The organism is Escherichia sp. HH26CH, from assembly GCF_009820205.1.
Taxonomy (GTDB): domain Bacteria; phylum Pseudomonadota; class Gammaproteobacteria; order Enterobacterales; family Enterobacteriaceae; genus Escherichia; species Escherichia coli_F.
This window is the reverse complement of the sequence record NZ_VNXM01000074.1, coordinates 15,173-38,191: the sequence shown is the minus strand read 5'-3', so window position 1 is coordinate 38,191 and position 23,019 is coordinate 15,173. Positions and strand designations below refer to the sequence as shown.

The following is a 23,019-nucleotide window of genomic DNA, read 5'->3' as shown; positions in this document are numbered from 1 at the left end:
TGCATCCGTAGCTCAGCTGGATAGAGTACTCGGCTACGAACCGAGCGGTCGGAGGTTCGAATCCTCCCGGATGCACCATATTCTCCGTAACCTTCAGCAATGAACGTATCGAAGAGGTAGCGGTACTAACCGCAGGCACCATCTTCTCCCACAAATTTCCTTCAAAAATATTTCATTTCTAAATAACTACTTTATCTATAACCTGAATATTCTTCTCCTTCGCCATCAGCGACAAAATCAAGCAATTACGCTAAAGTAGCGTCATATTTTTCGACTTGCGAGAAGACCATGTACGAGCGTTATGCAGGTTTAATTTTTGATATGGATGGCACAATCCTGGATACGGAGCCTACGCACCGTAAAGCGTGGCGCGAAGTATTAGGACACTATGGTCTTCAGTACGATGTTCAGGCGATGATTGCGCTTAATGGCTCGCCCACGTGGCGCATTGCTCAGGCGATTATTGAACTGAATCAGGCCGATCTCGACCCGCATGCGCTGGCGCGTGAAAAAACAGAAGCAGTCAGAAGCATGTTACTCGATAGCGTCGAACCACTCCCCCTTGTTGAAGTGGTGAAAAGCTGGCACGGACGTCGACCAATGGCTGTAGGAACGGGGAGTGAAAGCGCCATCGCTGAGGCACTGCTAACGCACCTGGGATTACGCCGTTATTTTGACGCCGTCGTTGCTGCCGATCACGTCAAACATCATAAACCTGCGCCAGACACATTTTTGTTGTGCGCGCAGCATATGGGCGTGCAACCAACACAGTGTGTGGTCTTTGAAGATGCTGATTTCGGTATTCAGGCGGCCCGTGCTGCAGGCATGGACGCTGTGGATGTTCGCTTGCTGTGAGTGAAGCTTTATCGCTTTTATCGTTGTTTGCCAGTAGTTTCCTCAGCGCTACACTATTACCCGGTAATTCCGAAGTCGTGCTGGTTGCAATGTTGCTTTCCGGGGTAAGTCATCCCTGGGTTTTAGTGTTAACAGCAACAATGGGTAATAGCCTTGGAGGGTTAACTAACGTTATCCTTGGGCGTTTCTTTCCATTGCGTAAAACATCGCGCTGGCAAGAGAAAGCTACTGGTTGGCTGAAACGCTATGGTGCAGTCACGCTATTATTAAGCTGGATGCCCGTGGTTGGTGATTTACTGTGTCTGTTAGCGGGATGGATGCGCATCTCCTGGGGGCCAGTAATCTTTTTTTTGTGTCTTGGTAAAGCGTTACGTTATGTTGCAGTTGCAGCAGCGACCGTTCAGGGCATGATATGGTGGCACTAATTGTAGGCCTGCACACATGGTCACCATTACAGTTATGCTAATTAAAACGATTTTGACAGGCGGGAGGTCAATTTGATCCCGGACGTATCACAGGCGCTGGCCTGGCTGGAAAAACATCCTCAGGCGTTAAAGGGGATACAGCGTGGGCTTGAGCGCGAAACTTTGCGTGTTAATGCTGATGGCACACTGGCAACAACAGGTCATCCTGAAGCATTAGGTTCCGCACTGACGCATAAATGGATTACTACCGATTTTGCGGAAGCATTGCTGGAATTTATTACACCAGTGGATGGTGATATTGAACATATGCTGACCTTTATGCGCGATCTGCATCTCTATACGGCGCGCAATATGGGCGATGAGCGGATGTGGCCGTTAAGTATGCCATGCTATATCGCAGAAGGTCAGGACATCGAACTGGCACAGTACGGCACTTCTAACACCGGACGCTTTAAAACGCTGTACCGTGAAGGGCTGAAAAATCGCTATGGCGCGCTGATGCAAACCATTTCCGGCGTGCACTACAATTTCTCTTTGCCCATGGCATTCTGGCAAGCGAAGTGCGGCGATATCTCGGGCGCTGATGCCAAAGAGAAAATTTCTGAGGGCTATTTCCGCGTTATTCGCAATTACTATCGTTTCGGTTGGGTCATTCCTTATCTGTTTGGCGCGTCTCCGGCGATTTGTTCTTCTTTCTTGCAAGGAAAACCAACGTCGCTGCCGTTTGAGAAAACTGAGTGCGGTATGTATTACCTGCCGTATGCGACCTCTCTTCGTTTGAGCGATCTTGGCTATACCAACAAATCGCAAAGCAATCTTGGTATCACCTTTAACGATCTCTACGAGTACGTAGCGGGCCTTAAACAGGCAATCAAAACGCCATCGGAAGAGTACGCAAAGATTGGTATTGAGAAAGACGGTAAGCGGTTGCAAATCAACAGCAATGTGCTGCAGATTGAAAACGAACTGTACGCGCCTATTCGTCCAAAACGCGTTACCCGCAGCGGCGAGTCGCCTTCTGATGCACTGTTACGTGGCGGCATTGAATATATTGAAGTGCGTTCGCTGGACATCAACCCGTTCTCGCCGATTGGTGTAGATGAACAACAGGTGCGATTCCTCGACCTGTTTATGGTCTGGTGTGCGCTGGCTGATGCACCGGAAATGAGCAGTAGCGAACTTGCCTGTACACGCGTTAACTGGAACCGGGTGATCCTCGAAGGTCGCAAACCGGGCCTGACGCTGGGTATCGGCTGCGAAACCGCGCAGTTCCCGTTGCCGCAGGTGGGGAAAGATTTGTTCCGCGATCTAAAACGCGTGGCGCAAACGCTGGATAGCATTAACGGCGGCGAAGCGTACCAGAAAGTGTGTGATGAACTGGTCGCCTGCTTCGATAATCCCGATCTGACTTTCTCTGCCCGTATCTTAAGGTCTATGATTGATACTGGTATTGGCGGAACAGGTAAAGCGTTTGCTGAAGCGTACCGTAATCTGCTGCGTGAAGAGCCGCTGGAAATTCTGCGTGAAGAGGATTTTGTAGCCGAGCGCGAGGCGTCTGTACGCCGTCAGCAGGAAATGGAAGCCGCTGATACCGAACCGTTTGCGGTGTGGCTGGAAAAACACGCCTGACAGAAAAGAAAAAGGCCACTCGTGAGTGGCCAAAATTTCATCTCTGAATTCAGGGATGATGATAACAAATGCGCGTCTTTCATATACTCAGACTCGCCTGGGAAGAAAGAGTTCAGAAAATTTTTAAAAAAATTACCGGAGGTGGCTAAATGCCGTTGTTAGATAGCTTCACAGTCGATCATACCCGGATGGAAGCGCCTGCAGTTCGGGTGGCGAAAACAATGAACACCCCGCATGGCGACGCAATCACCGTGTTCGATCTGCGCTTCTGCGTGCCGAACAAAGAAGTGATGCCAGAAAGAGGGATCCATACCCTGGAGCACCTGTTTGCTGGTTTTATGCGTAACCATCTTAACGGTAATGGCGTTGAGATTATCGATATCTCGCCAATGGGCTGCCGCACCGGTTTTTATATGAGTCTGATTGGTACGCCAGATGAGCAGCGTGTCGCTAATGCCTGGAAAGCGGCAATGGAAGACGTGCTGAAAGTGCAGGATCAGAATCAGATCCCGGAACTGAACGTCTACCAGTGTGGTACTTATCAGATGCATTCGTTGCAGGAAGCGCAGGATATTGCGCGTAATATCCTGGAACGTGACGTACGCATCAACAGCAACGAAGAGTTGGCGCTGCCGAAAGAAAAGTTGCAGGAATTGCACATCTAGTCAATTGAAGAGGCCGGGCAGGTGATATCACCGCCCGGTTTTTATTACCTGTCAGTCACCCGATATTCCACGCTATGTGCTTCATCAGGTTGAGGAACTTCCAGCCTTGAGGCCATCCGCATCACGACCGCTTCAGGAACGGCATACTCGCGCCTGGCATTTTGCTGCTTCCATTGCGCCCACGGTACTTCCAGATAAACGATTTTTACTCGTGCACCGTAAGCCGTAAACAGACTGATGAGCTGGCTACGCAACTGGCGGGTAATGTTCGTTGCATTCCAGATGAACGGCTTCTTCTGGCGTAAAAAAACGCGCGCTTCTTCTTTTGCCTGTTGCACAATACGCCCGGTGGCGGTTTTGTCGTCCGGACTGGCATTGATTCGCCGCCGCATATCATCAAGGCTGATAACGTTCACTCTCTGGCACTGTTCACTGATAAAGCGATCTTTGCCCATACCCGGTAAACCACACAGCAAAATAACCTCAAAAGATTCAGCCTCCCAGGGAACAAAATCAGGAGAACTTTGTTCATGGGTCAGGTAATGCCAGCGTGCGGAATCCGAAGCGAATGAACGCACTTTTCCCCAGCATTGTTGCTCCTGGCAAAATAGCTCGAACAGCTCGATGCGTTCCAGCATTGATTGCTGATCATGACAATGGCGACCAAGCAGATCGGCACGAGCAAGCAAAGCGAGCAGACGTGTGTCGATACGCATTGCAGCCGTGAGCAGCAAACGCTCCGGTTCCGGACGTTCCAGTAACCATAGCGGTAACCCATGCAGACGCACCAGTGCAACAATTTGCTCGCGTAGCACGAACGGCGTCGGGATATCGCGCCATAAAATTTGTCGGGCCGTCAATTCACCCCGACGAGCATGGCCTGGAGACTGAATACGTCCGTTTTCCTGCACGGTAGTACTGCGCTTTTCAACGTCATGCAATAACGCCGCCGCCCATAAAATTTCCTGCTGCTGAGCGGGGAGTTGCTGAAACTCAGCCATCGCAACGAGTGCGTTCAGCACCATTTCAGTATGCACACCAACGTCGCCTTCACCATGATGCTCCGGGGCTTGCGGCGTGTTATGCATATCCTCAACCCAGCTAAAACGCTGGCGTAGCGTCGACCAGCGTTTGTCGTCGGTAAGTTGCCAAATCATGACTGTTCTCCATAAGCGAACTCATGGGCCATCCGCGCCCGTCGCCAGTGGCGTTTCCAGTGCTCGGTGGTTTTGACATGATTTTTGCGTACATACTTGAAGACGTTATGCGAAAAGTCAGCGACGGAAAACGCATCACTATTCCGGCTGACAATGCCTTCCAGCGTACAGGGTTGCCCGGTTTGCGTATCCCAGGGATCGAACGCGCCGCGCGCATTGGTCAGCGCCAGAAAATCACGTTGCCAGCTTTTTTCATCATTCCCCGGCTGCGGGCCGGAGATTTCGGGAACGCAGGGGAAATCAAACAGAGCGGCGTAAAACTGCACCTCTTCCCAGCTCAGCCATATATCCTGGCAGCGAACGGCAAACAGATAAAAATCCTGCTCCAGGGCGCGATATTCAATCGAATGAACGGCATAAAGATTTTCACCAAACAACTCCAGATCGCCGAGATCGTTTTTCAGCAGTTGCCAGCGTTGGCGAATTTTATAGGTCCATGCCGATTGTGTAGGCGCGGCATGGGAACGGGCAAACACGCCGTAGCGGTTAAGGCAGTTATTTTCACCGTCGAGTTTTTCTGTGTGCACCAATTGCGTGATGGCCTGTAAATCCTGCCAGTAATCGGTGTTAATACGGTCATCGCTGGTGGTGCCAGGGGAGAAGGGGTAATGCCAGGTTCTCCCGTATTTACGTTGGGTATTCATAATAATCCATTATTTTTTGTGTAATAAACGTACGCCCGCGAGGGTGCGAGTTATGGGGTTAAAAAAATGTGAGTATCACCCGCGAAAGCGAGGGCGAAGAAAAAAGTGAGTTAACAACCTGAGCGAATGCTCAGAACCGGTTAATGGTGAATGGAAGAGTTTGGGGCGGCGAAAAGATACACCGTTTGAGATGATAAAACAACCGTTTACAGAATGAGCAAATAAAAAGGGAGCCGCAGCTCCCTTTAACAACCTTAGTGCGCACCGCCCGCACCGCCACCTGCGCCAAATGGCGGTTTAGCAAACCACACCAGCCCCAGCAGGACGAGGAATATCCCGGCTGACATCCAGAAGATCTCATTGGCGGAAATAATCAGCCCCTGATTAGTGATCTGCTGGGCAATCCAGCCTGATGCCTGTTGTTGCGTCATCCCCAGCCCTTCCAGTTGGCTGTACATCGCCTGAGCGTTCGGGTTAAACGGGTTTACCGACTCGGTTAACTGTGCGTGGTGCATCGACTCGCGGTTAGTCCACATGGTGGTGGTGATGGATGTGCCGATAGACCCCGCCAGCGTTCGCGTAAAGTTAGAGAGGCTCGATGCCGCCGCCAGTCGTTCCGGTGGCAAACCAGACAGCGTAATGGTGGTCAGCGGCATAAAGAAGCAGGCCACTGCGAAGCCCTGGATAAACTGCGGCCAGGCCGACGCGCCAAAATCCATACCCGGTTCAAAGGTATAAGCACGCCAGTAGAAGCAGACGGCATACATGATAAAGCTGAAGGTTACCAGTCGCCGCATATCCAGTTTATGCGCGAAGCGGCCGATAATCGGCGACAGGATCACCGGAATAATCCCTACCGGCGCAGAGGCCAAACCTGCCCAGGTCGCCGTGTAACCGTAGACCTCCTGCAACAACTGCGGCAGCAGAACAATCGCGCCGAAGTAGAGCATATACGCGAGGCTGATACACAAGCAGCCGATGGTGAAGTTGCGCGACTTAAACAACGACAGATCGACTATCGGGTTATCGTCGGTCAGCTCCCAGACAATCAGGAAGCAGATAGCCACCACCGCCACCACGGTGAGAATGATAATTTCCTGTGATGAGAACCAGTCCAGCTCTTTACCCCGGTCGAGCATAATCTGCAGGCTGCCGATGCCAATTACCAGCAGCGCCAGCCCCACGGCATCAATCCGCCGCCGTTCGGTGCGGGTTTCGCGTCCGCGCAGGGTTTGCAGTGTCATCAACACCACCGCCACGCCAATCGGCACGTTGATGAAGAATATCCAGCCCCAGTGGTAATTATCGCTGATATAACCGCCGAGGATCGGGCCGCAAATTGGCGCGACAATCACCGTCATCGACCACAACGCCAGCGCGATCGAGCGTTTTGCTGGCGGGTAGTTATTCAGTAACAGACTTTGCGAAAGCGGGATCAGCGGCCCAGCGACAATCCCCTGAATCACGCGGAAGAAGATCAGCATATTCAGGCTGCTGGAGACACCACACGCCCACGACGCAATAGCAAAGGCGATGGTTGACCAGAGGAACAGTTTCACTTCCCCGACGCGCTTTGCCAGCCAGCCGGTAAGCGGGATCGAGATGGCATTCGCCACCCCGAAAGAAGTGATTACCCACGTTCCCTGGCTGAGCGATGAGCCCAGATTCCCGGCGATAGTGGGGATCGCCACGTTAGCAATGGTGGAGTCTAGCACCTGCATGAATGTCGCCAGTGACAGCGCAATCGTCATAATGACCAGTTGCGCGCCTTCCAGCGGTTTTTGCTGTTGCATCACACGCACCTCTGGATTAGCCAGCGTTAGCTTTTACGATATCGTCGATCAGTTTATTGACAGGTGCCAGGCTGATTTCACGCGCGGTGCTTACCGCTACCGGTGTGGAACGTACTTTATTTGCCAGTACCTGACCGTCACGGTTAGTGGTATTGACGCTCACCAGCGTGGACAAACCGATACGCAGCGGGTATTGCTCGAGCTGTTTCTGGTCCAGTTCAATACGAACAGGCAGACGCTGAACGACTTTGATCCAGTTACCGGTGGCGTTTTGCGCCGGAAGCAGCGAGAACGCGCTACCTGTCCCCATATCCAGACCAACCACTTTACCGGTGTATTTCACATCATCGCCGTAAATATCGGTGGTGATGGTGACCGGCTGACCGATACGCATATTGGCAATCTGCGTCTCTTTAAAGTTGGCATCCACCCACATATTGGTGGCTGGAACGACCGCCATCAGCGGCGTCGTTGGGCTAATTTGCGCCCCAGGCTGTACTGCTCGGCGGGAGACATAACCGGTCATCGGACTGACAATACGGGTACGCTCCAGCGCCAGCCAGGCGTTACGTACTTCGGTGGCAGCCTGTTGCACGGCAGGCTGATCTTCCAGTTTAGTCCCCAGAATCATCGCCTGATTGGCATTGTATTGTTGAATGGCGACATCCAGTTGCGCCTGGGCACTGGTCACCGCGTCGCGGGCGTGTTGCAGCTCTTCGCGACCAATCAGGTTGGCATTGCCCAGCGGCACACGGCGGTTGTAGTCGCTTTGTGCTTTCGCGAGGGCGATTTTTTGCACCTCAATATTCGCCTGCAACTGTTTGCTGTTAATCATCAGCTGGTGGGTTTGGCGCACGCTGGAAGCCAGTGCCGTTTTGGCTTTTTCAAACGCCTGGCGAGCATCTGTCGGGTCGAGAGTGACCAGCACATCGCCTTCTTTTACAAAATCGGTGTTATCGGCCCAGACTTTCGTCACGCTGCCAGACACCTGAGACATAATTTGAATCTGATTCCCTGCCACGTATGCGTCATCGGTTTCTTCGAAATGACGCAGTACCAAAAACCAATAAATCCCTATCGCTACGGCAATAATTATAAAGAGCAAGGTGAGAAGGAGGAGCAGACGCTTACGTTTGCCGCTCTTCTTTACCGGTTGCTGCGGGGTTTGAGTCTCCGCATTTGCGCTCATATTGTTCTCCACGATCTTCTTAACTCATCGGCTGAGCCGACCTGCTTGCCAAAAAGGCCAGCATGTTGCGATGCTGGCCGGTCATTTTTTCTGTTATAAATCTGGATTTTTGAGCGAGATGACGCGTTAGCTCATCGCTTCGAGAACCACACCGTCTTGTTCCATCTGGTCGAGACGGGAGAGCAATTTGCGGGTGATTTGCTCGAGCTGATCTTTTTCTGTTGTGCTGAGCGCGGACCAGAGTTGATGCAGGCAGTTATGCTGTGGCGGTAAAACCTCGCGCAAAAACTCGTGACCTTTTTCCGTTAATTGCAGATGCAGGCAACGACGATCGTTATCGCTTTCACGACGTTCGATCCAACCCCGTTTTTCCAGTTCATCGGCAATACGCGTCGCGTTGGTACGGGATGATCCAAGAGCACAACTCAATTCAGAAGGCTGAATACTGTGGTTTTCCTGAGACTCCAGCGTAATCAACGCCATAAACAACGTCTCGTTAATCCCCTGAGCCTTCAGCATTTTATTGCGGTTCTCCAGCAGCTTGCTTTGCATATGCATGCAAAGACGGGTCAGAAGGATCTCCTGATAAGGAAAATCTTCGTGGCGGCTGGCGCGAAATTTTAGCATTTGTTCAATGGGCGTAAACGAACTATCCATTTGGGTATGACCTCATTAATTTCAGCCGATATAGTAACGACAGTGACAAATAAAGTAAATGTATTGTTTTAGAAAAATGATTCTTGTGGGTTATATAATCGCCATCACTTTCCAGGCGAGCCCATAGGCCAGCGCACTAAGCAGTGTTGGGATGATAATGCTGCGTGTTTTATAGAAACTGGCACCCAGTACCGCGAAGCCGACCAGAGTGGGCACGAAACGGCGTGTATCGTGCATCACTTCTGGTGCGGCAGAGACAACCAGCAGAGCGCATATCGAGGCGATGCCAATGGTGTCGAGCAAAATACCTACCGCGCCACGTTTGGTTGGGCGGGCATTACCCACACGCAGGCGCAGCGGCAAATAGCGGAAGCAATAATTCGCCGCGCCAACCAGTAACCCAAGCAGCAGAACCTCATAGCTCATCGGGCGCTCCTTGCCAGAATGCCTGGATTAACGCAGTGAGGCAGCCACAGACAATGCCTGCCAGAATGGCGACGGGAATAGAAAATAGCGTTACGCCTGCAAGGGCACCAACTAACGCTGCGGTAACGCAAAGAGATTGTTTGCGCTGGAAAGAGGCGAGCAGGAAACTCATAAAGAGTGCCGGAAGCATAAAACCTAATGCTGCTTCAACGGCGGGATATCCTTGCAGCAAGCCGCTGCCGGAGAATGCCCCTATTACCGTACCAAATACCCACGATGACCATGAACTGAAGGCAATGCCGATCATCCAGTTCTCGCTCCAGCGGCGATTATTGCGTACCAGTTTTGCGGTTGCGGCGGCAAAAACCTCATCCGTCAGGCCAAACGCCCACAGGGCGGTTTTCGATTTTTGCAGACGCTGAATAATACGGCTACGCAGTGACGGGCCATACAAAACATGGCGAACATCCATTGCCATGACGGTCAGTGCAGCAACCCACAAACTACTCCCGGCTGCCAGCATCGCGGTAATGACGAACTGGCTCGCGCCTGCATAAATGATGCAGGAGAAAAAAACGCTTTCGAGAGGAGAGAATCCCAGACGGGTCGCATTCAGACCGAACGCAAAGGCCACCGGAATATAACTAATAACAATCGGTAAACTGTCTTTGCATCCTTCCATGAAGGTCGCCGAACCAGGAGCAGGCTGTGGAGTAGGGCTTTCCATAGAGTGTACGCTTAACGATTGTTAATATTATAAATAGACTGAATGAATATCTTAACCTTATCAGACTGATGGGCTTCTTAACACCCTTATAAGTGTAAAGCCACGAAAACGGTTGCTGATTGCTTAAATTGCGGCTTCCTGACGATGAAAACCTCGCCACCAGAACCAGTAAGTTAACCAGGGCAATCGTCGCGCCAGCCAGACAAACGCCAGCCCAACCGCCATGTTGCCAGGCTGAGGCTGAAATTAGCGAACCAGCGGCACCGCCAATAAAGTAGCTGGTCATGTAACCTGCGGTCAGGCGATTACGCGCATCAGGGTGTATTCGATAAATTACCGTCTGGTTAGTGATATGCACGCCCTGCACGGTGAGATCCAGCACCAGGATGCCGATAATCAAGGCCAGTACGGAAGTGTGGCCAAACCAGATAGCAAGCCATGAAAGTAACAGCAGCAGCAGACCGAAAGTTGTGGTGTGGTGCGATTTGCCCTTATCGGCAAAACCGCCCGCCGGACGAGCGCCTAACGCCCCGGCAGCCCCTGCAAGTCCAAACAGACCAATTACGCCATCGCTGTAATTAAAAGGCGGTGCGGCGAGCAAAAAGGCCATTGAGGTCCAGAGAATGCTGAAGTTGGCAAAGGTCAGGCAGCCCAGCAACGCGCGGGTGCGCAGGATCTTATCGCTGATAAACATGCTGAAAACGGAACCTAACAACTGCGGGTAGTTGAGGTGGGTTTCTGATTTCATTTGTGGCAGACCACGCCATAATGCCAGCGCCATCAGTGCCATTAACACCGAGGCAACCCAAAAGACGGTGCGCCAGCCGCCGAGGTTTGCCAGCAAACCGGCAACGGTTCGTGCCAGCAAGATCCCCAACAGCAGCCCGCTCATAATGGTGCCGACCACTTTGCCGCGTTTGTCCGGTGAAGCCAGCGTCGCTGCCAGCGGAACCAGAATTTGTGCCACGACCGAGAATAAACCGGTTAATGCCGTACCGAGGATCATCATCGCCAGCGACTGACTGCTGGCGGTAATCAACATACCGCCCGCTGCCAGTAAGGTCATCGAGACAATCAGGCGGCGGCGTTCAAACATATCACCGAGGGGAACAAGAAACAGCAGACCTGCGGCATAGCCCAACTGCGCGGCGGTAACAATAAAGCCCGCCGAACTGGCGGAAAGGGAAAAGTTACGCGCGATGGTGTCGAGTAATGGCTGGGCGTAATAGTTACTGGCTACCGCCAGACCGGTGGCGATAGACATCAGCACGATCAGTGCCGGGCTAAGCTCATGATTAGGTTTAGTCATTATTTTTGTTCATCAGGTGATGATTAAGCTGGAAATCAATAATAGCGGATGTTGATGAATATGGGATGAAAGATAGATTGTTGAAATGTGCGGTGTGGTTTGCAGGCATGATAAGACGCGGCCGCGTCGCATCAGGCATTGTGTACAGAGCGGCGGATGAGGCAAAAGCGCCTTATCCGCCCGAATAAAAATTACTTCTGCGCTGCCAGCGCCTCATTCACCCAGCCATCGAACTGCTGCTGGTGGGCTTTGATCCAGCCATCAACGTGGCCCTGGATATCGCCTTCTGAGGCTTTGCCGTCATGCATGATGGCGTTCTGGGCGTTAATGTCTGCCACCGGCAACTGCATAATGGCAAATAGTTTGGCTGCCGCCGGGTTTTTCTCAGCCCAGGCTTTGTTGGCAACGATATGCATTGTACTTACCGGGAAGCCATAATTCGCGCCATTCGGCAGTTTGGTATCGGCATTTTTATCGCCCGGCAGTGCGGAGAACGGCACCTGCAACCAGACGACATCTTTCCCTGGCTTCAGTTCGTTACTCACCCAGTACGGCGTCCAGGTGTAGTAAAACACCGGCTTACCCTCTTTGTAACGACTGATGGTGTCAGCCATCATCGCTGCGTAGTTCCCCTGATTATGCGTCACGGTATTGGTCAGTCCATACGCGGCAAGCTGGTGGTTGATCGCACCTTCGCAGCCCCAGCCTGGGTTACAGCCGGTTAAATCCGCTTTACCGTCGCCGTTGGTATCGAACAGTTTGGCGATCTTCGGATCTTTCAGTTGCGCGATGTTGGTAATTTTATACTGGTCGGCGGTTTTCTTATCGATCAGGTAACCCTGTGCCGCGCCGTTAACAAATACTCCTTCACGATAAAATTTCTTATCGCCACCGGCAGCTTCGTACATGTTGTCATGCAGTGGCGTCCAGTTCACTGCGGTAAAGGTTGCATCGCCGGAAGCAAGCGAGGTGTAGCCAACGTTGTAATCCACTTCGCTGGGTTTATTGACGGTATAACCTAATTTCTCCAGCGCGCGGCTGACCAGCAGCGTCTGGAAAGTTTCTTCGGTGATGGTGCTCTGAACCGGATTAACAGTAATGCCTTTGCCCGGCAGGTCGGCAGCAAAAGTTTGTGTAGAGATAAGCGTGGCAAACGCTGTCGCAAAAAGTACGCTATGTCGCATTGTTATTCCTTTTTTTGGCAGGGTGATAATGCCCGGCGTCACCGGGCAAGTGCAGAGTTACTTAATGAATGGGCGGGTCAGCAGACCGACAGGGCCAGTGGTGTACCAGCGACGGTTGCCGCGACTGCGTGAGTCGCGCCCAACGGCCTGCGTCAGGCGGTCGAGGATAATGGCGAGGATCACAATCCCGACGCCGCCAACGGTGGCAAGGCCCATATCCAGACGACCGATACCGCGAAGTACCATCTGACCCAGCCCACCGACGGCAATCATCGAGGCAATGACCACCATAGAAAGGGCCAGCATCAGCGTCTGGTTAACGCCCGCCATAATGGTCGGCATCGCCAGCGGTAACTGAACTTTGAACAGCATTTGACGCGGGCTGGCACCGAATGAGCGCGAGGCTTCAATTAAATCCGCCGGAACCTGATTAATACCAAGAATAGTCAGACGGATAATCGGCGGCAGAGCAAAGATTATAGTCACCACTACGCCCGGCACGTTGCCGATACCAAACAGCATGACGATTGGCACCAGATAAACAAACGCTGGCGTGGTCTGCATGGCATCAAGCAGTGGACGAATAATTTTCGCCGCTCGCGGACTTCTCGCCAGCCAGATCCCCAACGGCAAACCGATGACGATACAGAACAGCAGGGCGGTTAACACCAGCGCCAGGGTAACCATGGCCTGCGACCAGGCACCGATTGCGCCGATGGCAATCAGCGAAACCAGCGTCGCCACGCCCATTCCGACCCCGGAAATCTGCCAGGCGATGAGAGCGAAAACGATAATCGCCACCGGCGCGGGCATACCCAGCAGCAATTGCTGGAAACCGTTAAGGATGTAATCGACCGGAACGCGAACGCCCTGGAAGACGGGACGGAAATGGGTAACGACCCAGTCGATCCCTTCAGTGACCCAACTGTCGAGCGGGATCAGCGTTTTATGGAACGGATCGAGAATATTAAAATGTTCGACATTTGGCGCAGGCGTACTGGTCAGCCAGCCAGCGCCACCGCCGTCAGTCGGTGCAGTCGCCGGTGTACCCCAGGCGTCTGCGGATTGTGCAGCACTGTCCGCCGCTGGCGTGGTATCCCACGGATTATTTTGATCAGCCATTATTTACCCCCTCACGATCTAAAGCGCGCAGCAGCATTCCTTTCGAAATGATGCCGACATACTGTTGGTCCTCGTCGACCACGGGCACCGCACAGGGCGCTTGTCCGACATGAGAGAGCAACTCGCTAAGAGGCGTTTGCGCATCGACTGCTAATGGCGCATCAATCAGCGCCGCATCAAGACCTTGCTGCTGCGTTAACGCGGTTTTAAGCGAATCGATAGACACAGCGCCGACAAACTTATTACCGCGTTCGATAACGTAGCCATATTCGCGGTCTTCATCCTGCAATAATTTCAATGCCGAACGCGGGCCGAAGCCGGGGGTTTTACGAATTAAGCCGTTCGGTGTACGACGGGCAATATCTTTTGCACTGAACACCTGGCTAATATCGACGCCACGGAAGAAGGTACGGACATAATCATTCGCCGGATTATTGAGAATTTCATCCGGTGTGCCGACTTGTACCACTTCGCCATTTTGCATAATGGCAATTCGGTCGCCAATACGCATAGCTTCATCGAGATCGTGGGAAATAAAGACAATGGTACGTTGATGTTTCGCCTGTAATTTTACCAGCTCATCCTGCATCTCAGTGCGAATTAATGGATCAAGCGCCGAGAAGGCTTCGTCCATTAATAATATATCCGGATTAATTGCTAATGCGCGTGCTAATCCCACACGTTGACGCATCCCGCCAGAGAGTTCATCCGGGTAGCTATGGGCATAATTTTCCAGCCCGACCTGACGCAGTGCATCAATGGCTTTTTCCCGGCGTTCTTCGGCATTAACTCCGGCCAATTCCATACCGAATGCAGTATTGTCCAGCACGGTCATATGCGGCATTAAGGCAAAGGACTGGAAGACCATCGCAATCTTTTTTCTGCGCACCTCACGGAGTTCGGCGTCGGATATTTTGGCAATATCCACACCATCAATCAGCACTTGCCCGCGGGTGGGTTCAATCAGGCGATTGAGAAGGCGTACCATTGTGGATTTACCCGAACCGGATAATCCCATGATGACAAATATCTCGCCTTCTTCAATGGCCAGACTGGCGTCTTTTACGCCAAGCGATAGCCCGGTTTTTTCCAGAATTTGTTCTTTTGAAAGTCCTTGTTCGATATATTTGAACGCTCGCTGAGGATGCTCGCCAAATATTTTATAGAGATTTTTAATTTCTAATTTAATTGCCATGCAATAGAAAGATTCCTGTTATTTGTTTATGTCGATACATTACCCAATGGAAATAGTCACTTTTTTCTACCCTAACATACTGAGAATCTGAGGCAACCCCTGATGGCAAATGTGGCATGAATATTGATGCGAGCAAATCGCCGGAATTTCCCATGATATAAGGGCTGAGAGCAAATCGAGAAAGTTGATATTTTTTTGTCATAGATAGCGAAAAAACGCCTGAATATTGTGGTTTCAGGCGAATAATGCAACAGAGTATCAGTGTAGATCACCACAAAATATTTGCGTGATAAAAAGCTATTTGGCGGGAATTATTTCCCTACTGTGGTTGGTGATATTTTTGAAAATAACACACTCAGAAATTCCAGTCTTCATCTACTGTTTCGACCGCTTTTCCCATCACGTAAGAGGAGCCTGAACCAGAAAAGAAATCGTGATTTTCATCGGCATTCGGCGAAAGCGCGGCGAGGATTGCCGGATTCACTTCCGCCATTTCTGCGGGAAATAATGGTTCGTAGCCCAGATTCATCAACGCCTTATTGGCGTTGTAACAGAGAAACGCTTTCACATCGTCAGCCCATGTGGTTTCGGCATAGAGCTCATCGGTGTATTGCAACTCGTTGTCGTAAAGTTCCAGTAGCAAATCGAAGGCGAAACTCTTCAACTCTTCACGTTGCGCCAGGGAGATCTTTTCAAGGTTTTTCTGATATTTATAGCCGATGTAATAACCGTGCACTGCTTCATCGCGGATAATCAGACGGATCAGGTCTGCGGTATTAGTTAGCTTTCCGCGGCTGGAGAAATACATCGGTAGCCAGAAACCGGAATAGAACAAAAATGATTCAAGAAACACACTGGCGATTTTCTTTTTCAGCGGATTATCACCGCGATAATGTTGCTGAATAATCTGTGCTTTTCGCTGCAACGGCGCGTTTTCTTCACTCCAGGCGTAGGCGGCATCGACATCTTTGGTCTGGCACAGCGTCGAGAAAATCGAACTGTAAGAGCGGGCATGAACCGCTTCCATAAAGCTGATATTCGATAATACCGCCTCTTCATGGGGCGTGAGTGCATCGGGCATCAGCGAAGGCGCGCCGATAACATTTTGCAGCGTGTCGAGCAGCGTCAGGCCAGTAAAAACGCGCATCGTCAGTTGTTGTTCTACGACACTTAATGTCTGCCATGCAGGAATATCGTTCGACAGCGGCACCTTTTCTGGTAGCCAGAAATTGCTGGTCAGGCGATTCCACACCTCCAGATCTTTATCGTCTGTTATCTTGTTCCAGTTGATGGCGCTGATACGTGAGAGTTTCATAGATATTCCTTAAAGTGCACAGGAGACGCAGCCTTCAATTTCAGTGCCTTCCAGCGCCATCTGACGCAGGCGGATGTAGTAGAGCGTTTTGATACCTTTGCGCCAGGCGTAAATCTGCGCTTTGTTGATATCGCGAGTGGTGGCGGTATCGGGGAAAAACAGTGTCAGCGACAGCCCCTGATCGACATGGCGAGTCGCTTCGGCGTAGGTGTCGATGATCTTTTCTGCGCCGATTTCGTAAGCGTCCTGATACAGCGCCAGATTCTCGTTAGTCATAAATGGGGCAGGGTAGTAAACGCGTCCTGTTTTGCCTTCTTTGCGTATCTCTACTTTCGCCACAATCGGATGAATACTCGACGTGGCATGGTTGATATAAGAGATGGAACCGGTTGGCGGCACCGCCTGGAGATTTTGGTTGTATATGCCATAGCGCATCACGTCGTCGCGCAGTTGCGCCCACATTTCGCGGGTAGGTAACGTAATACCGCTGCGAGCAAACAACTCGCCAACTATCGCCGTTTTCGGCTGCCAGTTCCCTTGCAGATATTGGCTGAAATATTCACCATTGGCATAGCGTGACTGTTTGAACCCGGCGAAGGTTTCACCGCGTTCGCGCGCCAGCAACATTGAGGTACGCAGCGCGTGCCAGGTGATGGTGTAGAAATAGAGATTGGTGAAATCCAGTGCTTCCGGCGAACCATAGGCGATGCCTTCTCGCGCCAGATAACCGTGTAAATTCATCTGCCCCAGACCGATAGCGTGTGAGGCGGCATTTCCGGCTTCGATGGACGGCACGCTGCGAATATGACTCATATCTGACACCGCAGTTAAACCGCGCACGGCAGTCTCTACCGTGCGGGCAAAATCGGGGGAATCCATGGTGTGGGCAATATTCAACGAACCTAAATTGCAGGAAATATCATGGCCTGTGCGGGCATAGTCGAGATTCTCGTCATACTCTGAGGCGCTGTTAACCTGCAAAATTTCTGAGCAGAGATTGCTCATATTTATGCGCCCGGCGATAGGGTTAGCACGGTTAACCGTGTCTTCATACATGATGTAGGGATAGCCGGACTCAAACTGGATTTCTGCCAGTCGCTGGAAGAAATCACGGGCGTTGATGTATTTTTTGCGGATTCGCTCATCGGCAACCAGTTCGTCATAGTGTTCACTGATGGCGATATCGGCAAACGGCTTGCCATAAACACGCTCAATGTCATAGGGCGAAAACAGTGCCATCTGCGCATTCTCTTTTGCCAGATGGAAGGTGATATCCGGGATAACCACGCCCAGCGACAGTGTTTTAATGCGGATTTTCTCGTCGGCATTTTCCCGCTTTGTATCGAGAAAACGCAGTATATCGGGATGATGGGCATGTAAATAGACTGCGCCAGCACCCTGACGCGCGCCGAGCTGGTTGGCATAGGAAAATGCGTCTTCCAGCATTTTCATCACCGGAATCACGCCAGAAGATTGATTTTCAATACGTTTAATTGGCGCGCCCGCTTCCCGCAGATTCGACAGCAAAAATGCCACGCCGCCGCCGCGTTTCGACAGTTGTAGTGCGGAATTTACCGCCCGGCCAATCGACTCCATATTGTCTTCAATACGCAGCAAAAAACAGGAAACCAGTTCGCCGCGCTGCTGCTTACCACAGTTGAGGAATGTCGGTGTTGCAGGCTGAAAGCGTCCTGACAGCATCTCATCGGTCAGTTGCGTCGCCAGTGTTTTATCGCCTTGTGCCAGCGTCAGCGCCACCATCGTGACTCGATCGGCAAAATCTTCCAGATAACGCTTACCGTCGAATGTCTTCAACGTATAGCTGGTGTAAAACTTCCATGCTCCGAGGAATGTCTGAAAACGAAAACCGCTGGCGTGTGCGTGGGCAAACAGCGTAATGACAAATTCGCGAGAGTAACGGTTGAGGACGCTTTCATCATAGTAACCCTCGTTGACCAGCCAGTTCAGGCGCTGCTGTTGGCTGCTGAAGGTCACGATATTCGGGCGTACATGCGTCGCCAAAAATGCATCTACTGCCTGGCGGTCTTTATCGAACTGAATGCGACCCGCGTTATCGTAAATATTAAGCATCGCATTCAGAGCGTGGTAATCCATCGTTTCCTGCGTCAGGCGTTCTGCGGTTGTCGTTGCCAAAATTCGGTTACTCCTTTACGAACGTTTTCGATATCGCTTTGCGTACCCATGAGTTCAAAGCGGTACAGCCACGGCACGCCGCATTTCCGGGCAATCACATCTCCGGCGCGGCCATACGCCTCACCAAAGTTGCGATTACCCGAAGCAATAACGCCGCGAAGCAACGCCCGGTTGTGCTCGTCGTTTAAAAAGCGAATTACCTGTCGTGGCACCGCGCCAGCCGTACCGCCGCCGCCGTAAGAGGGCACGATCAGGATGTAAGGCTCGTCTACCTGAATCCGTTCCCGCTCATTGAGCGGGATGCGCACCGCGGGCAGTCCTAAACGTTCGATAAAACGCTGCGTATTTTCGGAGCTGCTGGAAAAGTAGACGAGTTGGCTCATGCACTGGCCGCGTGTGGCGCTGAATGCAGACGATTGATCATGTCCGGGCGGAAACCAGACCAGCTAAGATCGCCTGCAATCACTACCGGCAACTGACGAAAGCCCTGAGCACGTAACGCTTCCGCCGCTTCAGGAACGCGATCGACATTAATCATTTCAAAATCAAAGCCCCGGTTTTCCATCGCCCGTTTGGTGGCGTGGCACTGAACGCAATCGTTACGAGTGTAAATAGTAATGCGCATGATTCGTATTTCCGTTTAAAATGAAGATACGGCGCGATGATACGCGTCGGGTTGTCTCTCTGTTGATACAGAGATACTAGATGTAGTTGAAAAAAGATTCAACCACACAATATATAGCAAATAGTGGTCGAAATTACCCTGGGTATGAGCGTGACGGGGTAGGGGGATTTTTGTGATTCACCAGGCAAAAAGAAACCCCGAAGCCAGGCTTCGGGGTCAAAGACGCGTATTTATTATCATTGTTGCACTACGATTTGCGCATGCTTAACAGTGCGCCGATAAAAATACCTACCGCAGCTGCTGTACCCACGCTACACCAGGGTCTTTCACGAACAAAAGAATCCGCGCAGCCAACGGCATCGCGCGCGGCTTGCTGGACGCGAGTACGACCATGCATTCGCGCTCTGGTTTCTTTCAGTAGAGCCTGCGCTTTACTACGAGCGGCTTCGGCTTCCCCTTTGGCGTCGCTGCCCCAGGACTTCAATACAGACTCGAGACTGTCAGCCAATTGATTGACATCATTCTGGATATCCTGCACGCCATCATCGACGTCGTTGCGGTTCGGTCGGTTAAACATATGATCCCCCATTAGAATTCGATGTAATTTTCAGTGTAGACCATAATTTTCTTAATTGAGGTTCATCGCGGCTTTATGGACTTTTCTGAAAGCGTTGTGAATGCGCAATCAGGTAAGGTAGGCCCGCGGTTGATAATAACGAGGATCAAATATGTATTTACGACCAGACGAGGTGGCGCGCGTACTTGAAAAAGTCGGTTTTACTGTCGATGTGGTAACTCAGAAAGCGTATGGTTACCGCCGTGGGGAAAATTATGTCTATGTTAATCGCGAAGCGCGAATGGGACGTACCGCTCTGGTAATTCATCCAACATTAAAAGAACGCAGTTCAACACTGGCTGAACCCGCTTCCGATATTAAAACTTGCGATCATTACCAGCAATTTCCGCTCTATTTAGCGGGTGAACGTCATGAGCATTACGGTATCCCACATGGCTTTAGTTCGCGTGTTGCGCTTGAACGTTATTTGAATGGTTTATTTGGCGAAGCCAGTTAAAGACGCGACTGGCGATGCCAGTCGCGAAAGGAAGGGTCAGGCTTTTACCTGCTGGTAACGGCTGACTTTAAACAGTCGGCGGCAATAATCGAGGAAGTAGCCATAAACCGCCCCCATCAACATCGAAACAACGATGTTTGAACTGACCGCCGCCATAATCTGATGCCAGTCTGCGCCCACCACTAACAAGATCGCCACATACACCGGTGACTGGAACGTCACATACGCCAGGATATCCGCCAGATTTTTTACCCAGCCCGACGGACTAACTTTGCGTGCCGCGCGCATAAACAGATCGCGGTACATACCGTATGGCCATGCAATTAAGATGTTCACCGGAATCGCTACCAATCTGGAATAAAGAGACTGTTCGAAGCTCATTCCGGAGAGGAAAACTTCAATACACATGTTCACGACAGAACAGTAAACAACCATCGCGAACGTATCTGCAACTGCATGACGCAAGCGTGACTGCGGTGAGAACATGCTAATGCTCCTTAATAAAAGCGTAATGGGACGTTAATAGAGATGAAAGCAGTGGATCTCATTGCTATCTGCATTTTCGCATAGCGTATATCGCTGGCTATGACTAATCAATTAGTGAAAAATTTTTATTTAATCTGTTTTTGTAGATAAAATATTCCGTAGCGGCGCGTTTTTTGTACATTGTGGATTTTTACATGCTGATATGATTTATTTTTAATTAAATCAATTAGATATGGACGTATCTTTATTTTCACTAATGAAAGTTTGGGGGTGAGGTAACGCTATAAGCGTAGAGAGTTCGGTGTATGCAGTGACTGGGTCATTTTCAGCATTTTTTATGCCAGACAATGTACATTAACAGCAGAAAGCACCAGTGAGTGATGTTTATTTTTATTCGTATATATTGCATTTTTATTCGATTTGGTTTTATCAGGCTTGCGGAATTAGCGAGCAGAGAGCGCCGCTCTGTTCACCAATAACCGAAATTACTCATCAAATTGGCTAATATATAATCTTGAAATTATTCTGAGAGTTTCAGAAAATAACAGCTGAAATAATCTCGTGCAGGACTGTAAATAGATTAAATTTTGTGGAAATATAATAAGTGATCGCTTACACTACGTGACGAAATACTTTTTTGTTTTGGCGTTAAAAGGTTTTCTTTATTATGTCCGTAATGTTACAAAGTTTAAATAACATTCGCACTCTCCGTGCGATGGCTCGCGAATTCTCCATTGACGTTCTTGAAGAAATGCTCGAAAAATTCAGGGTTGTCACTAAAGAAAGACGTGAAGAAGAAGAACAGCAGCAGCGTGAACTGGCAGAGCGCCAGGAAAAAATTAGTACCTGGCTGGAGCTGATGAAAGCTGACGGAATTAACCCGGAAGACTTATTGGGTAATAGCTCTGCTGCTGCACCACGCGCTGGTAAAAAACGCCAGCCGCGTCCGGCAAAATATAAATTCACCGATGTTAACGGTGAAACTAAAACCTGGACCGGTCAGGGCCGTACACCGAAGCCAATCGCTCAGGCGCTGGCAGAAGGTAAATCTCTCGACGATTTCCTGATCTAATTACTGAGGCCGGATGTCGCTGCTATGGCGCGTCCGGCGTCGCTTCTCAAGCTTGCTGGTTCCACGGCATCTTATCTAACAACCTTGCCATCCCACAAAAACCGCTAATTCCTGCAAACAGTAACCCGGCACCAACAAAGCCGCTTAATAAGAAGAAACCGCTATTTACGGTATAACCCAGTACAACACCGATTAATATTAAACCACCCGCGGCGATCTGCACCTGGCGCATTAACGGCAAGGGTTGAGATTTATTTACCGCTACTGGCAATCCTGCTTTTTTCCAGCCATCAATCCCATCTTCGAGTAAAAAGATTTCTGCGGGTGCGGCAATCGCTGCTAATTTATCGGCGTTATTACTGGTGCGTTTACCTGCCTGGCAGTGGAAGATAATTTGCTCACGACGTAATTTAGCCGGAAGACCTGACTGTTCGAGCACAGATAATGGAGCCAAATCTGCTTCAGGAATATGTTCACGAAGATATTCATCAGCATCACGAATATCGATTAACTTTGCGCCGCGTGCGATTAATTCTTGTGCATCATGCGGCGAAATGGTTGTCAAAGCCATAGTGACTCCTTACGGACAATAGACATTTTTCAGGGTGGCGATAATGGCATTTACCGCCTCATTTTTAATGGAATATAGAATGCGTTGGGCATCCCGTTGGCTGTCGATAAGCCCTTCGTCCCGCATACGAGCGAGATGCTGTGATGTTGCAGAGGCACTTAGTCCGGTAATGCGCGTCAGCTCTCCCGCACTGGTACCGGGGGAACCGCTAAGCATGCACAGAATCAGCAACCGTTTAGGGTGGCTCATTGCTTTCAATAAGGCCGCTGCCTGTTCGGCACTGGCCTGTAATTGCGCGAGTTCAGTCATAGTTATTTAAGTGTTTTCTAAATTAAGTAAACTCTAAACTAAAAATACAACATATGCCAGCATCAGCAGCGTAAATGAGAGTAAAAGCGTAAGCTGAAACTGGCAGGCTCCGCTAAAATTACTACGCTTAAGAGATAAAATCTCTTTTTAAACAATGAGTAATTTTCTTATAGGGAGTACATATGGGTTTCTGGAGAATCGTCATCACCATCATTCTGCCGCCGCTCGGCGTGCTGCTCGGTAAAGGGTTCGGTTGGGCGTTCATTATTAATATTCTGCTGACACTGCTTGGGTATATCCCCGGTTTGATTCACGCGTTCTGGGTGCAAACCCGCGATTAAACCTGTCCTCACCCCCGCGGCGTTAACGCGCCGCGT

At 50.6% G+C, this 23,019-nt stretch carries 26 protein-coding genes and 1 tRNA gene; 8 read left to right on the top strand and 19 right to left on the bottom strand.

From position 1 onward, the window contains the following. The first annotated feature begins 1 nt into the window (after nt 1). The 5 genes from FQ015_RS23915 (at nt 2) to luxS (ending at nt 3,574) form a co-directional block, all read left to right on the top strand. A tRNA-Arg gene (locus FQ015_RS23915) sits at nt 2-78 on the top strand. A gap of 210 nt (nt 79-288) precedes the next feature. After that, nucleotides 289-855 (top strand): fructose-1-phosphate/6-phosphogluconate phosphatase, encoded by a 567-nt coding sequence (gene yqaB / locus FQ015_RS23910; protein ID WP_039021923.1) that lies wholly within the window; start codon nt 289-291, stop codon nt 853-855. After that, the gene (locus FQ015_RS23905) at nt 852-1,280 is read left to right on the top strand and encodes a YqaA family protein (protein ID WP_039021924.1); all 429 of its coding nucleotides are present in this window, start codon (nt 852-854) and stop codon (nt 1,278-1,280) included. The genes yqaB and FQ015_RS23905 overlap by 4 nt, the downstream gene beginning before the upstream one ends. Nucleotides 1,281-1,352: 72 nt before the next feature. Beyond that, nucleotides 1,353-2,909 (top strand): glutamate--cysteine ligase, encoded by a 1,557-nt coding sequence (gshA, locus tag FQ015_RS23900; RefSeq protein WP_160524578.1) that lies wholly within the window; start codon nt 1,353-1,355, stop codon nt 2,907-2,909. 149 nt (nt 2,910-3,058) lie between these two features. Next, on the top strand, nt 3,059-3,574 hold the full coding sequence (gene luxS / locus FQ015_RS23895) for an S-ribosylhomocysteine lyase (protein ID WP_039021925.1): 516 nt from the start codon (nt 3,059-3,061) through the stop codon (nt 3,572-3,574). 44 nt (nt 3,575-3,618) lie between these two features. On the opposite strand, the gene FQ015_RS23890 is transcribed toward luxS, so the two are convergent. The 16 genes from FQ015_RS23890 to FQ015_RS23810 form a co-directional block, all read right to left on the bottom strand. Continuing rightward, the gene (locus FQ015_RS23890; protein ID WP_039021926.1) at nt 3,619-4,731 is read right to left on the bottom strand and encodes an ATP-binding protein; all 1,113 of its coding nucleotides are present in this window, start codon (nt 4,729-4,731) and stop codon (nt 3,619-3,621) included. Then, nucleotides 4,728-5,435, bottom strand: coding sequence for an RNA ligase family protein (locus tag FQ015_RS23885; RefSeq protein ID WP_039021927.1), 708 nt, complete (start codon nt 5,433-5,435; stop codon nt 4,728-4,730). Before FQ015_RS23885 ends, FQ015_RS23890 begins: the two co-directional genes overlap by 4 nt. Nucleotides 5,436-5,689: 254 nt before the next feature. Then, complete coding sequence (emrB, locus tag FQ015_RS23880) at nt 5,690-7,228, bottom strand: multidrug efflux MFS transporter permease subunit EmrB (RefSeq protein ID WP_032184969.1); 1,539 nt, start codon at nt 7,226-7,228, stop codon at nt 5,690-5,692. A 16-nt stretch (nt 7,229-7,244) separates the two neighbouring features. After that, nucleotides 7,245-8,417, bottom strand: a complete 1,173-nt coding sequence (gene emrA / locus FQ015_RS23875) for a multidrug efflux MFS transporter periplasmic adaptor subunit EmrA (RefSeq protein ID WP_001295175.1) — start codon at nt 8,415-8,417, stop codon at nt 7,245-7,247. 126 nt (nt 8,418-8,543) lie between these two features. Further along, complete coding sequence (gene emrR, locus FQ015_RS23870; RefSeq protein WP_000378442.1) at nt 8,544-9,074, bottom strand: multidrug efflux transporter EmrAB transcriptional repressor EmrR; 531 nt, start codon at nt 9,072-9,074, stop codon at nt 8,544-8,546. Nucleotides 9,075-9,164: 90 nt separating this feature from the next. Next, the gene (ygaH, locus tag FQ015_RS23860) at nt 9,165-9,500 is read right to left on the bottom strand and encodes an L-valine transporter subunit YgaH (RefSeq protein WP_105278425.1); all 336 of its coding nucleotides are present in this window, start codon (nt 9,498-9,500) and stop codon (nt 9,165-9,167) included. Next, entirely contained in the window at nt 9,490-10,227 is a 738-nt protein-coding gene (gene ygaZ, locus FQ015_RS23855) for an L-valine exporter subunit YgaZ (RefSeq protein WP_000445658.1), read from the bottom strand. Before ygaZ ends, ygaH begins: the two co-directional genes overlap by 11 nt. Further along, nucleotides 10,145-11,536: an MFS transporter gene (locus FQ015_RS23850; RefSeq protein WP_237427094.1), complete on the bottom strand. Its 1,392-nt coding sequence runs from the start codon at nt 11,534-11,536 to the stop codon at nt 10,145-10,147. The genes ygaZ and FQ015_RS23850 overlap by 83 nt, the downstream gene beginning before the upstream one ends. 191 nt (nt 11,537-11,727) lie before the next feature. Continuing rightward, complete coding sequence (gene proX, locus FQ015_RS23845; RefSeq protein ID WP_001216531.1) at nt 11,728-12,720, bottom strand: glycine betaine/L-proline ABC transporter substrate-binding protein ProX; 993 nt, start codon at nt 12,718-12,720, stop codon at nt 11,728-11,730. Between the two features lie 57 nt (nt 12,721-12,777). After that, nucleotides 12,778-13,842, bottom strand: a complete 1,065-nt coding sequence (gene proW, locus FQ015_RS23840) for a glycine betaine/L-proline ABC transporter permease ProW (RefSeq protein WP_105278426.1) — start codon at nt 13,840-13,842, stop codon at nt 12,778-12,780. Next, nucleotides 13,835-15,037 carry a glycine betaine/L-proline ABC transporter ATP-binding protein ProV gene (gene proV / locus FQ015_RS23835; protein WP_105278427.1) on the bottom strand — a complete coding sequence of 401 codons (1,203 nt, stop codon included), beginning with the start codon at nt 15,035-15,037 and terminating at the stop codon, nt 13,835-13,837. The genes proW and proV overlap by 8 nt, the downstream gene beginning before the upstream one ends. A 355-nt stretch (nt 15,038-15,392) precedes the next feature. Next, a complete protein-coding gene (gene nrdF / locus FQ015_RS23830) occupies nt 15,393-16,352 on the bottom strand; it encodes a class 1b ribonucleoside-diphosphate reductase subunit beta (protein ID WP_160524577.1) in 960 nt (319 codons plus the stop codon). Nucleotides 16,353-16,361: 9 nt separating this feature from the next. After that, the gene (gene nrdE / locus FQ015_RS23825; protein WP_160524576.1) at nt 16,362-18,506 is read right to left on the bottom strand and encodes a class 1b ribonucleoside-diphosphate reductase subunit alpha; all 2,145 of its coding nucleotides are present in this window, start codon (nt 18,504-18,506) and stop codon (nt 16,362-16,364) included. Continuing rightward, the gene (gene nrdI, locus FQ015_RS23820) at nt 18,479-18,889 is read right to left on the bottom strand and encodes a class Ib ribonucleoside-diphosphate reductase assembly flavoprotein NrdI (RefSeq protein ID WP_000080947.1); all 411 of its coding nucleotides are present in this window, start codon (nt 18,887-18,889) and stop codon (nt 18,479-18,481) included. Before nrdI ends, nrdE begins: the two co-directional genes overlap by 28 nt. After that, nucleotides 18,886-19,131 carry a glutaredoxin-like protein NrdH gene (nrdH, locus tag FQ015_RS23815; RefSeq protein ID WP_001223232.1) on the bottom strand — a complete coding sequence of 82 codons (246 nt, stop codon included), beginning with the start codon at nt 19,129-19,131 and terminating at the stop codon, nt 18,886-18,888. The genes nrdI and nrdH overlap by 4 nt, the downstream gene beginning before the upstream one ends. A 247-nt stretch (nt 19,132-19,378) precedes the next feature. Continuing rightward, a complete protein-coding gene (locus tag FQ015_RS23810; RefSeq protein ID WP_001295174.1) occupies nt 19,379-19,708 on the bottom strand; it encodes a DUF883 domain-containing protein in 330 nt (109 codons plus the stop codon). 151 nt (nt 19,709-19,859) lie between these two features. Between FQ015_RS23810 and FQ015_RS23805 the strand changes: the two genes are divergently transcribed. Continuing rightward, the gene (locus tag FQ015_RS23805; RefSeq protein ID WP_000281320.1) at nt 19,860-20,204 is read left to right on the top strand and encodes a DUF2002 family protein; all 345 of its coding nucleotides are present in this window, start codon (nt 19,860-19,862) and stop codon (nt 20,202-20,204) included. Nucleotides 20,205-20,240: 36 nt separating this feature from the next. Here the strand turns inward: FQ015_RS23805 and alaE are convergent, their stop codons facing one another. Beyond that, on the bottom strand, nt 20,241-20,690 hold the full coding sequence (alaE, locus tag FQ015_RS23800) for an L-alanine exporter AlaE (RefSeq protein WP_000492661.1): 450 nt from the start codon (nt 20,688-20,690) through the stop codon (nt 20,241-20,243). 667 nt (nt 20,691-21,357) lie between these two features. On the opposite strand from alaE, the gene stpA reads away from it, so the two are divergent. Further along, a complete protein-coding gene (gene stpA / locus FQ015_RS23795) occupies nt 21,358-21,762 on the top strand; it encodes a DNA-binding protein StpA (protein WP_039021933.1) in 405 nt (134 codons plus the stop codon). A gap of 46 nt (nt 21,763-21,808) precedes the next feature. On the opposite strand, the gene ygaP is transcribed toward stpA, so the two are convergent. Together ygaP and FQ015_RS23785 are read right to left on the bottom strand one after the other, a co-directional pair. Next, nucleotides 21,809-22,333, bottom strand: a complete 525-nt coding sequence (gene ygaP / locus FQ015_RS23790) for a thiosulfate sulfurtransferase YgaP (RefSeq protein WP_001229453.1) — start codon at nt 22,331-22,333, stop codon at nt 21,809-21,811. Nucleotides 22,334-22,342: 9 nt separating this feature from the next. Next, nucleotides 22,343-22,642: an ArsR/SmtB family transcription factor gene (locus tag FQ015_RS23785; protein WP_000137280.1), complete on the bottom strand. Its 300-nt coding sequence runs from the start codon at nt 22,640-22,642 to the stop codon at nt 22,343-22,345. A gap of 182 nt (nt 22,643-22,824) precedes the next feature. Here FQ015_RS23785 and FQ015_RS23780 point away from each other — a divergent pair, with 182 nt between their 5' ends. Then, a complete protein-coding gene (locus FQ015_RS23780; RefSeq protein ID WP_000508177.1) occupies nt 22,825-22,983 on the top strand; it encodes a YqaE/Pmp3 family membrane protein in 159 nt (52 codons plus the stop codon). Nucleotides 22,984-23,019: the final 36 nt, after the last annotated feature.

What these genes read in the sequence shown, in the direction of transcription:
- yqaB (WP_039021923.1), top strand. Translation starts at nt 289, where the DNA reads ATGTACGAGCGTTATGCAGGTTTAATTTTTGATATGGATGGCACAATC.
- luxS (WP_039021925.1), top strand. Translation starts at nt 3,059, where the DNA reads ATGCCGTTGTTAGATAGCTTCACAGTCGATCATACCCGGATGGAAGCG.
- FQ015_RS23890 (WP_039021926.1), bottom strand. Translation starts at nt 4,731, where the DNA reads ATGATTTGGCAACTTACCGACGACAAACGCTGGTCGACGCTACGCCAG.
- FQ015_RS23885 (WP_039021927.1), bottom strand. Translation starts at nt 5,435, where the DNA reads ATGAATACCCAACGTAAATACGGGAGAACCTGGCATTACCCCTTCTCC.
- emrB (WP_032184969.1), bottom strand. Translation starts at nt 7,228, where the DNA reads ATGCAACAGCAAAAACCGCTGGAAGGCGCGCAACTGGTCATTATGACG.
- emrA (WP_001295175.1), bottom strand. Translation starts at nt 8,417, where the DNA reads ATGAGCGCAAATGCGGAGACTCAAACCCCGCAGCAACCGGTAAAGAAG.
- emrR (WP_000378442.1), bottom strand. Translation starts at nt 9,074, where the DNA reads ATGGATAGTTCGTTTACGCCCATTGAACAAATGCTAAAATTTCGCGCC.
- ygaH (WP_105278425.1), bottom strand. Translation starts at nt 9,500, where the DNA reads ATGAGCTATGAGGTTCTGCTGCTTGGGTTACTGGTTGGCGCGGCGAAT.
- ygaZ (WP_000445658.1), bottom strand. Translation starts at nt 10,227, where the DNA reads ATGGAAAGCCCTACTCCACAGCCTGCTCCTGGTTCGGCGACCTTCATG.
- FQ015_RS23850 (WP_237427094.1), bottom strand. Translation starts at nt 11,536, where the DNA reads ATGACTAAACCTAATCATGAGCTTAGCCCGGCACTGATCGTGCTGATG.
- proX (WP_001216531.1), bottom strand. Translation starts at nt 12,720, where the DNA reads ATGCGACATAGCGTACTTTTTGCGACAGCGTTTGCCACGCTTATCTCT.
- proW (WP_105278426.1), bottom strand. Translation starts at nt 13,842, where the DNA reads ATGGCTGATCAAAATAATCCGTGGGATACCACGCCAGCGGCGGACAGT.
- proV (WP_105278427.1), bottom strand. Translation starts at nt 15,037, where the DNA reads ATGGCAATTAAATTAGAAATTAAAAATCTCTATAAAATATTTGGCGAG.
- nrdF (WP_160524577.1), bottom strand. Translation starts at nt 16,352, where the DNA reads ATGAAACTCTCACGTATCAGCGCCATCAACTGGAACAAGATAACAGAC.
- nrdI (WP_000080947.1), bottom strand. Translation starts at nt 18,889, where the DNA reads ATGAGCCAACTCGTCTACTTTTCCAGCAGCTCCGAAAATACGCAGCGT.
- nrdH (WP_001223232.1), bottom strand. Translation starts at nt 19,131, where the DNA reads ATGCGCATTACTATTTACACTCGTAACGATTGCGTTCAGTGCCACGCC.
- FQ015_RS23810 (WP_001295174.1), bottom strand. Translation starts at nt 19,708, where the DNA reads ATGTTTAACCGACCGAACCGCAACGACGTCGATGATGGCGTGCAGGAT.
- FQ015_RS23805 (WP_000281320.1), top strand. Translation starts at nt 19,860, where the DNA reads ATGTATTTACGACCAGACGAGGTGGCGCGCGTACTTGAAAAAGTCGGT.
- alaE (WP_000492661.1), bottom strand. Translation starts at nt 20,690, where the DNA reads ATGTTCTCACCGCAGTCACGCTTGCGTCATGCAGTTGCAGATACGTTC.
- stpA (WP_039021933.1), top strand. Translation starts at nt 21,358, where the DNA reads ATGTCCGTAATGTTACAAAGTTTAAATAACATTCGCACTCTCCGTGCG.
- ygaP (WP_001229453.1), bottom strand. Translation starts at nt 22,333, where the DNA reads ATGGCTTTGACAACCATTTCGCCGCATGATGCACAAGAATTAATCGCA.
- FQ015_RS23785 (WP_000137280.1), bottom strand. Translation starts at nt 22,642, where the DNA reads ATGACTGAACTCGCGCAATTACAGGCCAGTGCCGAACAGGCAGCGGCC.
- FQ015_RS23780 (WP_000508177.1), top strand. Translation starts at nt 22,825, where the DNA reads ATGGGTTTCTGGAGAATCGTCATCACCATCATTCTGCCGCCGCTCGGC.